The sequence below is a fragment of the Microcella alkaliphila genome, assembly GCF_004216855.1.
GTDB lineage: Bacteria > Actinomycetota > Actinomycetes > Actinomycetales > Microbacteriaceae > Microcella > Microcella alkaliphila.
This window is the reverse complement of the sequence record NZ_SGXT01000016.1, coordinates 176,731-188,302: the sequence shown is the minus strand read 5'-3', so window position 1 is coordinate 188,302 and position 11,572 is coordinate 176,731. Positions and strand designations below refer to the sequence as shown.

Annotated in this window: 19 protein-coding genes; 18 read left to right on the top strand and 1 reads right to left on the bottom strand. The window is 66.9% G+C overall.

Features of this window, described 5'->3' with window-relative positions:
- Nucleotides 1-9: 9 nt before the first annotated feature.
- Nucleotides 10-483 carry a hypothetical protein gene (locus EV140_RS09670; protein WP_130283385.1) on the bottom strand — a complete coding sequence of 158 codons (474 nt, stop codon included), beginning with the start codon at nucleotides 481-483 and terminating at the stop codon, nucleotides 10-12.
- A 608-nt stretch (nucleotides 484-1,091) separates the two neighbouring features.
- On the opposite strand from EV140_RS09670, the gene EV140_RS09665 reads away from it, so the two are divergent.
- The 18 genes from EV140_RS09665 (at nucleotide 1,092) to EV140_RS13365 (ending at nucleotide 11,571) form a co-directional block, all read left to right on the top strand.
- Nucleotides 1,092-1,472 carry a hypothetical protein gene (locus EV140_RS09665; RefSeq protein ID WP_130283383.1) on the top strand — a complete coding sequence of 127 codons (381 nt, stop codon included), beginning with the start codon at nucleotides 1,092-1,094 and terminating at the stop codon, nucleotides 1,470-1,472.
- Entirely contained in the window at nucleotides 1,469-1,648 is a 180-nt protein-coding gene (locus EV140_RS09660) for a hypothetical protein (RefSeq protein ID WP_130283381.1), read from the top strand. The genes EV140_RS09665 and EV140_RS09660 overlap by 4 nt, the downstream gene beginning before the upstream one ends.
- Nucleotides 1,648-2,064 (top strand): hypothetical protein, encoded by a 417-nt coding sequence (locus EV140_RS09655; protein WP_130283379.1) that lies wholly within the window; start codon nucleotides 1,648-1,650, stop codon nucleotides 2,062-2,064. Before EV140_RS09660 ends, EV140_RS09655 begins: the two co-directional genes overlap by 1 nt.
- A complete protein-coding gene (locus EV140_RS09650; RefSeq protein WP_130283377.1) occupies nucleotides 2,061-2,348 on the top strand; it encodes a hypothetical protein in 288 nt (95 codons plus the stop codon). The genes EV140_RS09655 and EV140_RS09650 overlap by 4 nt, the downstream gene beginning before the upstream one ends.
- Before the next feature lie 4 nt (nucleotides 2,349-2,352).
- Nucleotides 2,353-2,616 (top strand): hypothetical protein, encoded by a 264-nt coding sequence (locus EV140_RS09645; protein WP_130283375.1) that lies wholly within the window; start codon nucleotides 2,353-2,355, stop codon nucleotides 2,614-2,616.
- Nucleotides 2,609-2,890: a hypothetical protein gene (locus tag EV140_RS09640; protein ID WP_130283373.1), complete on the top strand. Its 282-nt coding sequence runs from the start codon at nucleotides 2,609-2,611 to the stop codon at nucleotides 2,888-2,890. The genes EV140_RS09645 and EV140_RS09640 overlap by 8 nt, the downstream gene beginning before the upstream one ends.
- Nucleotides 2,887-3,078, top strand: coding sequence for a hypothetical protein (locus EV140_RS09635; RefSeq protein ID WP_130283371.1), 192 nt, complete (start codon nucleotides 2,887-2,889; stop codon nucleotides 3,076-3,078). The genes EV140_RS09640 and EV140_RS09635 overlap by 4 nt, the downstream gene beginning before the upstream one ends.
- 685 nt (nucleotides 3,079-3,763) lie before the next feature.
- The gene (locus EV140_RS09630) at nucleotides 3,764-4,315 is read left to right on the top strand and encodes a hypothetical protein (RefSeq protein ID WP_130283369.1); all 552 of its coding nucleotides are present in this window, start codon (nucleotides 3,764-3,766) and stop codon (nucleotides 4,313-4,315) included.
- Between the two features lie 67 nt (nucleotides 4,316-4,382).
- On the top strand, nucleotides 4,383-4,673 hold the full coding sequence (locus EV140_RS09625; protein ID WP_198674415.1) for an HNH endonuclease: 291 nt from the start codon (nucleotides 4,383-4,385) through the stop codon (nucleotides 4,671-4,673).
- A gap of 32 nt (nucleotides 4,674-4,705) precedes the next feature.
- A complete protein-coding gene (locus tag EV140_RS09620) occupies nucleotides 4,706-4,993 on the top strand; it encodes a hypothetical protein (protein WP_130283367.1) in 288 nt (95 codons plus the stop codon).
- Nucleotides 4,994-4,995: 2 nt separating this feature from the next.
- Entirely contained in the window at nucleotides 4,996-5,199 is a 204-nt protein-coding gene (locus tag EV140_RS09615) for a hypothetical protein (protein WP_130283365.1), read from the top strand.
- 366 nt (nucleotides 5,200-5,565) lie between these two features.
- Nucleotides 5,566-5,796 (top strand): hypothetical protein, encoded by a 231-nt coding sequence (locus tag EV140_RS13370; RefSeq protein ID WP_198674414.1) that lies wholly within the window; start codon nucleotides 5,566-5,568, stop codon nucleotides 5,794-5,796.
- On the top strand, nucleotides 5,738-7,330 hold the full coding sequence (locus EV140_RS09605; RefSeq protein ID WP_130283361.1) for a hypothetical protein: 1,593 nt from the start codon (nucleotides 5,738-5,740) through the stop codon (nucleotides 7,328-7,330). Before EV140_RS13370 ends, EV140_RS09605 begins: the two co-directional genes overlap by 59 nt.
- 14 nt (nucleotides 7,331-7,344) lie before the next feature.
- Nucleotides 7,345-8,781: a phage portal protein family protein gene (locus tag EV140_RS09600; protein WP_130283359.1), complete on the top strand. Its 1,437-nt coding sequence runs from the start codon at nucleotides 7,345-7,347 to the stop codon at nucleotides 8,779-8,781.
- Complete coding sequence (locus tag EV140_RS09595) at nucleotides 8,778-9,983, top strand: head maturation protease, ClpP-related (protein ID WP_130283357.1); 1,206 nt, start codon at nucleotides 8,778-8,780, stop codon at nucleotides 9,981-9,983. Before EV140_RS09600 ends, EV140_RS09595 begins: the two co-directional genes overlap by 4 nt.
- A gap of 1 nt (nucleotide 9,984) precedes the next feature.
- The gene (locus tag EV140_RS09590) at nucleotides 9,985-10,350 is read left to right on the top strand and encodes a DUF2190 family protein (RefSeq protein ID WP_130283355.1); all 366 of its coding nucleotides are present in this window, start codon (nucleotides 9,985-9,987) and stop codon (nucleotides 10,348-10,350) included.
- A gap of 28 nt (nucleotides 10,351-10,378) precedes the next feature.
- On the top strand, nucleotides 10,379-11,275 hold the full coding sequence (locus EV140_RS09585; protein ID WP_130283353.1) for a phage major capsid protein: 897 nt from the start codon (nucleotides 10,379-10,381) through the stop codon (nucleotides 11,273-11,275).
- Nucleotides 11,275-11,571, top strand: coding sequence for a hypothetical protein (locus tag EV140_RS13365; RefSeq protein ID WP_198674413.1), 297 nt, complete (start codon nucleotides 11,275-11,277; stop codon nucleotides 11,569-11,571). The genes EV140_RS09585 and EV140_RS13365 overlap by 1 nt, the downstream gene beginning before the upstream one ends.
- The last annotated feature ends 1 nt before the right edge of the window (nucleotide 11,572 follow it).

Here is an 11,572-nt window from a genome sequence, read left to right as displayed (position 1 = left end):
TGAAGTGGTTCACGCCAAAGTCGCGTGTTGCTCCCTCGGTCCTCCCGTCTCACTTTCCCAACGCACAGTGATCGGCATTGTCGAAGGGGAGGAAAAGCTCTTGCTCCAGATCACGACGATGGTTTCTCCGAACCGCACCGTGGCTGGCAACTTCTTGCTCACGATCTGGATCGCGTTTTTCTGCTCGGCCTCAACGGTCACGCCCTGCAGATCCCGCCCGCTTTCGTTTATGACATGCCAAGCGCTCTCGCTCGCGGAAGCAATGCCCCAAGCGGGGCGGTCCAACTGTCGTTCTAGCGCTTCCGCCTGCCTCTCGGCGGCGGAGACAGCGCGCTGCTGGAACTCGTCCGCCCGCAGGGCAGCTGCGTCTGCATTCTCGCGAGACCGCTTCGCCGAGGCCGCCTGGGACCACGCGGCCCAAGCCGCGACGCCCGTGACCACCAGCAGACCCGCCTGGAGCGCAAACATCAACCAATCAGACATACCCGAACTCTACTCATCGGCACTCGCCGCATGACACGGATCAGCTTCGACCCCGACTGCAGGGTCTGCGAGAACGCCAGCCCCATGACGCCCCACCACGACCCATCACCGCACTGCCAGTCCGGCTCCCGCCCTCACTGCACCTGCGACACCTGCTACTAGGAGACGACCACCATGACCCGCACAACGCCACATACCACCACCCGCCGTGCGGAGACGACGACGGCGCTCGCCGAGGTGGTGCGCTGATGCTGAAGGGCTATCCGAAGCATGTGGTGGCATCGACGGCGGGGGAGTGCTCGAGCTCGGGGTGTGCGCGTCCGCCGGTTCCGGGGTCGGATCTATGTCCGCCGCATGTGGACGAGCTCGGGAAGCTGCTGGGGGAGTTGTCAAGGATGCTCGGCCCGCTGCGGTCGTCGACGCTGCGAGTGACAGATCACCGCTCGTACGCAGCCCGCCCGTCGGGATCCCCGTCGGCGCCTCGCGATGTGTCGTCATCGTGGAACCCGGCAGCCTCCCCGGTCGCGTCGCAGGTTGACGACTGGGCCGGCTATCTGACCCGCACGGTCCTCACAGAGCGTCCCGTGCCGGCAGGACGATCCCATGGAGTGCGCGAGGGAGACTCGGCGGCGTTGCAGCTGCAGGTCATCGCCCGTCATCACAGTGGCTGGCTTGGTCGGTACCCGTTCCTCGGCCCCGACCTGCTGTCGTCGTCTCGGGATCTGCTGCGCCGCGTCCATTCCGCCATGTCAACGACACCGGTGCGCCGCGTCCTCCTCGAGCACGACGGGCATCCGATCCGATGCCGCGACGTCGTCCTCGAGACAGACCTCGGCCCGGTCCTGTGCGAGTCGCCGCTCGCGGCCGTGATCTCCAACGAGGATCACCGCACGCCGTCGCGGATCCTCTGCACGGCCGACCGCGACCACACCTCGTATGCCCCGCACCAGTGGGACGAGCTGATCTCCGCCTGGACGAGAACGGCATGACCGATGAGCACCGATACCTCAACGCGGCCGCGGCCGCCCTGATCCTCGGCGTGTCCGTGAAGACCGCCCGCAACCTCGCCGCCGCTGAAGGGTGGCGCCACGACCAGGGCCGCCCCCGCCGCTGGCACATCGACGACATCCGACGCACCCGCACCCACCGAAAGGACACCCCCTGATGCCCACCACCCAGACCTTCACCGAGACGCTCGTCGTCCTGCACTGCTGGAAGTGCCGATGCGCTTTCGGCATCACCCGGGATCACTACGACCGTGCGCAGGCCAGCAGCGACGTGAACTTCTACTGCCCGAACGGACACAGCGCCGTGTTCAAGCAAACCCGCGAGCAGGAACTCGAGACCCAGCTCGCACGCGAGAAGCGCCTCCGCGGCTACACCGAGTCGTCCCTCACCCACACCCGCGACCAGCTGCAAGCTACCGAACGCAGCCTCCGCGGCCACAAGGCGGCGAAGACACGCATCAAGAACCGCATCGCCGCCGGCGTCTGCCCCTGCTGCAACCGCACCTTCCAGAACCTCGCCCGACACATGGCAGGCCAGCACCCCCACTTCTCCAGCACAGAGGAAACACCATGAGGACCACCGGAGACCCGGCCGACCCGTTCGAGCAGCTGCTCCGAACTGCGATCCGCGACGGGAAACTCACCCCCGCCGAAGCCGACGAGGTGTTCAGGAAGACCCGCACCGCACATACCCCGATCCAGCACCGCGCCGCCAGCAACAACATGATCACCGAGCGGGTCGGCTACGGCATCGGCGCCCTCTTCGCCGTCGTCATCGCAGGAGGCCTACTCACACTCATCCTCATGCTCACCGCAACCGCCGCGACCACCCTCTGGCGCATCATCACAGGAACCTAACCCCATGACCACCCACCCCCGCACTCGAACCCACTACCCCCGCATGAAAACCCGCGGCGGAAAACGACGCCACCACCGCAGACAGACCCAACAGCGCCAACTCTTGATGCACTTCATCGCGCTCGGCAACGCCATCGTCGAAGCACGCAACGCCGTCCACTTCATCGCCATGACGGCCGCAACCACAGCAGCCACCACCATGACGGCGCTCGCCGAGGCCGACCGCAAATCACATGATTCGCGCACAGAGGAGGCCGACCGTGGCTGATGGCAACGTGACGCGCATCCACCCAGCGCCGAGCATCCCGAACCCTCTCATGCACAACCCGTGGGCGGCGCTGACGGATGAGCAGATCGAGGAGCAGATATTCGCCGCGAAAGTGCGGATCGACGCGGCGGAGCACACCGTCCGATCGCTTGAGCGTGAAGCGATGCGCCGCAACCCGGCGAAGCGGTTGGTTCGCGACGCTGGTGGGCGTTCCGCCGACCAGGTAGGAGCGTTCCACCGACCGGCTGATTCAGAGACAGGAGACGACCGGTGAACCGGCCAACGATCAGTGAGAACGTGCCGACGTGCGTCGAGTGCGGCGTCGAGCGACCGAAGCAGGCCAAGGATTACAACCCGATGCAGGCCATTATCGGGGCCGAGCTGGGCTGGTACTCCGGCTCTGACGGCGAACTCTGCGGGCCGTGCCTCAGCGCGCTCATGAGAATGGCGAACGGTCGATGAGAGTGTCGCCCGATTCAGGGGACGCGGAACGATGAAGCGCGTGAACCCCGCGGCTCAGCACCAGCCTGATAGCTACGAGCCCGCGAGCCTCGACGTCGCGTGGACCGAGTATCGCGACGCGAACCCAGCACGGAACAATCCCGACGGGTTCGCTGCATTCCGAGCGGGCTACCGCCGTGGGATATCACAGGGCGCTCTGCTCGCCAGTTCGATAGTCGTGCACGCATCGTCCCATTCAGACACCACGACCTCATGAACGCCCTCGCCCTCCACGTCACCGAAGACCTCAACAAAACGATTACGGCGCTCGCCGAATCAACGACACGCCGCATCCAATGACGCCGAAACGCTGTCAATGCCGGGACGGTTGTCGCATAACGTCGGGCGTCCTGCGTCCGAAGTTCGAGCCTCGCACTGCGGGGCTTTTCCCGTTTCTGAGGGAACTCACTCGCCGCACGGCCCGGGTCATAGGGGTGGCTGGTCGCGCGGTCCGGTCTGATCCTCCGGGCATTCGATGCAGAGCGGATCCTTCGCGCGCCGGCGGTCGGGGCTTCCTGCTCGGACCGCCGGCGCACTCAGACAGCCCGCCGCCGCTCTTCACACCATCCTGACTGCGAGCCCGAGCGGCGGGCACCCCTCAACGCAGGACTACCCGCTATCGCCCGGATCAAGGCAGACTGGACCGATGACCGAAGCTCAGGGAACAACCGAAACCGCTGCCAAGAAGCCTTGGTACAAGAAGCTGTGGATCTGGGGCATCGTCCTCGCTGTCCTCGTCGTGGGCGGCATCGGCAATCTCGCGACCGGTGACGAGCGCGAAGCCGCGCAGATCAATGCCACCCCGACGCCGGCAGCCACCGAGCCGCCGGAACCCACCGAGCCGACCGAGGCCGCTGAGGAGCCAGTGCCCGAGCCTGAACCCACGGTCGACGAGGATGCCCGCAGCGCCGCCTTCGAGCAGGCCATCAGGGATGCGTTCGGCGGCCAGGAGTACTCCGAGGTCTTCGCCTCCGACCCGACGCTCTGGTACGGCTGGATCTCAGGCGTCCGCACCCAAGGATCGAACGGGTATGTGACGCTCCAGGTCGGGTCCGGCTCACCGGACCGTGACGACCTGGGCGAACGAGCTGCAGACGCACTGCCCCGCCTGCTCCCCGCCGAGGCGACTGCCGACATCGACTGGATCATCGTCGAGGACGCCTCCGGCGTCGTGATCGCACAATCGCGCACCCATTAACCCGACTCGACTGACCTGAAGCCCTCGGCATGCCGCCGGGGGCTTCGTCATTCCCGGAGGTGTCGCCGTGAGCAACCGCTCCATCCGCGACGGCAAGGGCAAGGCTGCTTACAAGCGGAAGCGGAAACGCCTCCTGGCCAGAGTCCGCGATGAGGGCCTCGTCTGCCACATTTGCGGGGGCGACATCGATGTGACGCTTGATCGACGCGATCCGATGAGCTTTACCGCAGACCACATCGAGCCGCTTGCGAACGGCGGCGACCTCGTCCGCAACGAGATCCGCCCGGCGCACCTGAGGTGCAATGCACGTCGCGGCACCGCGGCGGACGTCGCGATTGAAGCTTGGGGAGCCTCCTGATGAGCCCCACAGAGACCACCGAAGGAGCACAAATGAAGGTCAGCGCCCGCGTCGACGTCGTCATCGCCGACGAGACTCCCATCCAGCCGCCACCGACCCGCGTCATCGTGATCGCCCCCACCAAAGAAGCCGGCCAAGACGCGGTCTCCAACATGACCGACGCCGTCGAGGTCGTCGCGATCGTCACGCCCCGCTCCCCGCATGCCGCACGCGGCACCCTCGCGGACGAGATCATCGAGGTCGAGGGACTCACCGACGAACAACTCGAAGCACTGCGCGACGAGGCCGCACCCGCCCTCGCTACCACCCAGGAGAAGTAGCCATGGCCACCACCGTCGGAACCATCGACACCGCGGTTCTCCTCAAGGTGGGCGACAGCACGCCCATCGAGGTCGCAACCATCACCCCAACCATCCGCGCAACCTGCACAGGCGCCACCGTGCACGTCAACACGCCCAAGTGGCGCCGCACACTCGCCCTCACCTTCCTCCGCCTCGCCTGGCACCTCTTCACCAGCCGACGCTGACCCCCACCGCCCGGGCCCGCCATAAAATCCAGCGACGCCCGGCCGCTGGCCACCTCCCGCGCGGCGTGTCCGCATTTCTCCCCGCACTTTTTGGTCTCCGACACGAAGTGCGCTCTCACACCAGTTCGGAGGCGCCGAATGCCGCAACGCAAAGCGCCCTGCGGCACCTACAGCGCCTACAAAAGGCACCTCCGGAACAAGGAGAAGGTGGACGCGAAGTGCCGCGCCGCCCAGCGCAAACACGATGGCACTCGCTCCACCTCAGCGACCGCCAGAGCGGCCCGCGCAGCGAAGCCAAAGACGCCGGCAACGCCGCCTGCGACTATCGAACTTCCCGCACCGGCTCCGAGCACCGCCCGCACGGAAGTGGTGTCACGACTCGACGTGCTCAAGGAGCTGCTCGAGCAACAGAGACTGCTGCTACCCACCCTCCGTCAAGAAGAGCCGGCCCGCGCGTACCTGCTGATGCGGGAGCAGCGCGAGACACTCCGCGAGATCGACGAGATCCAGAACGCCGGCGCGTCGAAGGGGGCCACCCTTGCCGACCAACTCGCCGAAGCCCGAGCAGCTCGAGCTGCGCGGGCGGCAGGAGCCTAGGCTCTACACGCTCCCACCCCGCGCCGGCACCCTCGCCGACGACGCACTCGATCTCTGGACAGTCGCCGGCCGCGAGCTCGACCCGTGGCAGGAGCTTTCCCTCGACGGGATCTTCTCCGTCGACCACGCCGGCTTCTGGACCTGCACTGAGTGGGGTGAGCTGGTCGCACGCCAGAACGGCAAGGGCGACATCATCACTGCCTACTGTCTCGCCAAGCTGTTCCTTTGGCCCAAGCCTGACGGAACACCGCGAACCATCGTCTACACCGCCCACCAGTTCAAGACGGCGCGCGAGATGTTCCGACGCATGCGGTTCATCATTGAAAGCGCGCCGCTCCTCATGGCCGAGCTGCGCGGCGGGGCCCGCGGCATCACTACCGCCCACGGCGAGGAAGGCTTCGAGCTCAGCAACGGCAACCGGCTCCTGTACCTCGCCCGATCACGAAACAGCGGCGTCGGATTCACCGTCGACGACCTAGTAGTCGACGAAGCACAGGAAGCATCCGTCTCAGCGATGGACGCCCTGCTGCCGACGATGTCGTCCGTCGAGAACACCCAGGTCCTGTTCTTCGGCACCGTGCCAGACGAGCTGAACGAAGCCGAGTACTGGGAAGGCGTCCGAGATCGCGGCCGTGCCGCAACCAGCCCCCGAACCGGATGGATCGAATTCAATCCCGATGGCTCCGACGACCCTGACACCGCGGACAAGATCGACATCTATGACGATGATGTCGCCGCCGCCGGCAACCCAGGCCTCGGGTACCGGCCTGGCCTGACGCTCGAGCAGATCACCGACGAACGCGGCGAACCCGGCATCGAAGGCCGAATGTCCAAGGAGTCCTTCCGCCGCCAGCGGCTCTCGATCTGGCCGAACCGACGCGCCGAGGTCAAATCCAAACTTTCCGAACTGGACCTCGACGTGTGGGACAGACACAAGTCCGAAGACGCCGGTGTAGCTGCCGAAGGCATGGTCCTGTCGCTGGCTCTCGGTCGAGGTGGCGGGTACGGAACGATCGGGAAAGCGATCCGCGTCGACGAGAGCATCGCCGTGGAGCATCATCGGACCGACCGCGGCACGCGCTGGATCGCCGACGAGCTTAAGGAGCTCAAGGAGGCGTACGGCAACCCGCTGCTGGTGCTCGACCCGAAGAACGCGGCCGCCGTAATCTCGTCACTCGATCGAGCCGGCGTGAAGTACCTCGCGATGAACCTCGACGAGATCGCCGCCGCCCACGCCCTGTTCGTCGAACACGTCAACGCGGGCCTGGTGCCGCACCGTCCACAGGATGAGGTTCGGAAGTCGCTCGAGTTCGCCACCACGCGGAACATTGGCCGCGCCGGCGTCACGTGGGAACAGTCCGATCCGACGAAGCCGGTCTCCATGGCGCAGGCCGTCACGTGGGCCCTGTGGGGGGTGCTGAAGTCCGAGGCATCCCCGAAGAAGCCACCGCCACCGCCACCGCCTCCCGCTGAGGTAATCGCTCGCGACGACGTCGCCCAATCCGAAACGAATCTGGCCTCCGCCAGCTTCTGACGAAGGAGGCCGCCTTGCCCGAGACCGGATACCAGGCGGCGCCGAACCTCCTCAGCTGGGGAACGCTGATCGCGGAAACGCACGAGCCGAACCCGGACCTGCAGTGGCCGAAGTCGATCGACGTGTTCGACCGGATGCGCCGCGAAGATCCGCAGGTCAAGTCGGTCCTTCGCGCGGTGACCCTCCCGATCATGCGTACCGAGTGGGTTATCGACGGCGCCGGCTGCCGGGACGAGGTCGTCGCTCACATCGCAGCAGACTTCGGACTCCCGATCAAGGGGCAGGCATTCGAGGCCCCTGTTCGCTCCAAGGGTCGATTCTCGTTCAAGGAGCACCTCCGTCTCGCGCTGCTTGAGCTGCCCTACGGGCACTCGTTCTTCGAGCAGGTCTATTCGCAGGCCGATGGCCGTGCGCACCTGGCGAAGCTGGCATGGCGGCCGCCGCGGACGATCTCCGACATCGAGGTTGCTCAGGACGGTGGGCTCGTCGCGATTAAGCAGCACGCGATCGCCGGCGGCACGAAGGAGCCGCGCATCCCAGTCGACCGGCTCGTCGCTTACGTCAACGAACGTGAGGGCGCGAACTGGCTCGGCGAGTCCCTGCTCCGGTCGGCGTACAAGATGTGGCTCCTGAAGGACCGCGTGCTGCGCATCCAGGCCCTCGTCGCTGAGCGCAACGGGCTCGGGATCCCCGTCTACGAAGCGGCCGAGCTGCCCGACGGCATCGAGAGTGCCGAGCGCGACGCGTGGCTGAAGTCCGAGAAGGACGCCGGCCTCGCGCTCGCGAAGAGCATGCGCGCCGGAGAAGCCGCCGGAGCGTCAATCCCGAACTCGGCCAAGCTGAGCCTCATCGGAGTGACCGGGAAGCTGCCCGACACGGATAAGCCGATCCGGTACTACGACGAGCAGATCGCTCGCGCCGTGCTCGCCCACTTCCTGAACCTCGGCACCGAGACCGGGTCGTGGGCGCTCGGTTCGACGTTCGCGAACTTCTTCACTGACTCGCTCAACGCCGTCGCGCAGCACATCGCCGAGGTCACGCAGCGGCACGTCATCGAGGACCTTGTGGACCTCAACTGGGGTCCGAACGAGCCGGCGCCGCGCCTGGTGCCTTCTCCGATCGGGGAGCAGCAGGCGGCGACAGCTGAAGCGATCAAGTCGTTGATCGACTGTGGTGCTCTGTCGAAGGATCCCGCGCTCGAGCAGTTCCTCCGAGCGAAGTATGGCCTGCCAGTCAAGGAAGAGTCGGACGCTGCCGGCACACCTGCGGCCGAAGCGGAGCGAGCCCGAGCCGCGGCCGAGACTGCGCAGAAGGTATACCTCGCGACCGACAAGCCACCTCTGAGGCAGGAGGAGGCGCGCGAGCTGATCAAGCTCGCCGGCGCCAACCTCACCGGGGACGGGCCCGACACGCGACGCATTCCCAACCACGACTCTGAGGAGAGCGCATGAACCCCTTCCGCAACGCTGCGCGCCACGACACGCAGCGCACACCCATCAGGGCGGAAGCGCCATCGGTGAAGACCGACGGCACGGTCGCGACCCTCCGCCTGTACGACCCGGTCGACAGCTGGGGCGACTGGTGGGGTGTCTCCGCGAAGGAGTTCACCCGCGTTCTCGACGAGCTGCCCGACGACACGACCGAGATCCGCCTCCTGATCAACTCACCCGGCGGTGAAGTGATGGAGGGCATCGCGATTATGAACGCGCTCCGAGCGCACCCGGCGCGAGTGGTCGCCGTCGTCGAAGGCATCGCGGCATCGTCGGCATCGTTCATCGCGGCGTCGGCCGACGAGCTCGTCATGATGCGGAACAGCGAGCTCTACATCCACAACGCGTGGGGGTTCGTCGTCGGGGACGCTGCGGACCTCCGAGCGGTGGCCGACGACCTCGAGCAGCACTTCGACCGCAACATCGCGAGCATCTACGCCGAGAAGTCCGGCGACACCGTCGAGCACTGGCTCGGCGAGATGGACAAGGACCGGTTCCTCACCGCCGAGCAGGCCGTCGCAGAGAAGCTCGCCGACCGCATTGACGGCGTGGGCGACGCAGATGCTGCGAAGGCGAAGTTCGACCTCTCAGTGTTCGCCCGCGCTGACGGGCGCCGCGCAGCCGCGATGGCGGCCACCACCAGACCCCCGAGCTCGTCCGAGCCGGGTGAACCCAACCGAAAGGAGAACGCTGTGGCTTACAGCGATCTGACGGCTGGCCTTCGCGAGCGGCTCGGCGTGACCGATGCCACCGCCGACGACGAGACGCTGCTCGCAGCCCTCGACGAGGCACTCGAGGAGCGAGCCGAAACCCCCGAGGCCCCGCAGGCCTCGATCCCCGAAGGTGCCGTCGTCATGGACGCCGCGCAGCTCGAGGAACTCCGTGCTCAGGCCGCGCTCGGTGCGCAGGCCCGTGCGCAGCAGGAGAGCGACCGCCGCGACGCCATCGTCGCCCAGGCGCTCTCGGAGGGTCGCATCGCCGCCTCGTCGCGTGACTCGTGGCGGGCGCAGCTCGACAAGGACGAGGAAGGCATCACGGCACTCCTCGACTCCTTCCCGAAGAACCAGGCCGTGCCGGTCGCCGAGGTCGGTCACTCCGACTCGCTGACCAGCTCGGACGACGCCCTGTACGCGGCGGCGTTCCCGACCACGAAGGAGGCCTGACATGGCTGACTACCTGCCCAAGTTCAAGCCCGGCCAGTCTGTGACCTTCACCGCGTCGGCAGCCGTTGTCGGTGGACGTCTCGTGGCGGTCACCGGCGCACGCACCGTCGGGCCCGCGGGCGATGACTCGGCCGCCGTGGTCGGGGTCGCGGGATTCGACGCTGCAGCGGGCGAGCGTGTGACCGTGTTCACCCGCGCCGGCGGCGTTCATCGCCTCACCGCGTCTGCGGCGATCGTGGCCGGCGTGAAGGTCTCCTCGGCAGCAGCCGGGAAGGTCCAGACCGTCGGCGCCACCCAGAACCCGATCGGCCTCGCGCTCGAGGCCGCCACTGCCGACAACGACGTCATCGACGTCCTGTTCATCTGAGGGAGATGACGTGTCTTACACCTATCCGGTGAGCCACCCCACGGGGTCGCCCACGAAGGAGCAGCTGCACCTGCTGCTGTCGAACCCTGCACTCATCGCTCGTCGAGTCGCGGACTTGACCCAGATGAAGTTCATTGCCGACTACCTGCTGCCCGCGCGTTTCGATGCGACGGGTGGCGGGATTTTCTACGAGACCGGTGAGCCGGTGTTCGCGTCGGATGACCCGGAGGCGATCGCGCCGCTGGGCGAGTTCCCGATGGTCGTGCTCGACGACGGCACTGTTGTGTCGGCGAAGACCGACAAGTGGGGTCTCGACACGATGGTCGCGGACGAGAAGATCGCCCGCCAGGGTCGTGTGCCGGTGGATCGGGGCCTCAAGCGGGTCTCGAACACGATCGTGCGATTTGTCGACCAGGTCGCCATGGCGGTCATCGCTTCTCGCGTGTCGAGCACCTTCACCTCCGCAGCTTGGGCGTCGGCTGGCGCGGCCGTGGAGTCGATTCTGACCATCCAGGCGGAGCGCGCGCAGCTTGGCCTCGGCTTCGAGCTCGACACGATCGTTCTGCGACCGGCGCAGTACGCGAAGGTCATCGGCATGCTGATCGACGACAAGTCGCTCCCGCGCGAGCAGGGCGCCACGGCCATCCAGGGAAACCTGCCGGTCGACGCGCTCGGTCTCACCTGGGCGACCACGCCGCACTTCCAGGGGTCGAACCCGCTCTTGGTCGACCGCGACAACCTCGGCGGTATGGCAGACGAGCGCCTCGGCGGTCCCGGCTACGCCTCCGCTGGCAACTTCGGCGTTGAGGTGAAGTCCATCCGCGACGACGACGCTGAGGGCTACAAGCTCCGCGGCCGACGCGCCACGGTGCCGGTCGTCACCGAGCCGCTCGCCGGCGTCCAGCTGACGGGCACGGGCCTCTGATGGCTGGCCAGGACACGGCGCAGAACGCCGCGACCGCGAAGGCGGCGGCTGAGAAGGCAGCGGCTGAGAAGGCAGCGGCTGAGAAGGCGGCGGCTGAGAAGGCCGAAACTGAGCGCGCGAAGGCTGCGGAAGCCGCCGCGAACGCGCTGCAGGTGATCGGACCGGTCGCGGTCCTGCCGCTCAAGTCGGGCGGTGAGCGGTACGTGTACCGCGGCACCGCCATCAGCGACGAGTTCACCGATGAAGGCATCAAGCATGCCAAGTCGGTCGGCCTCGTCGGCAAGCCGAAGAAGTAAC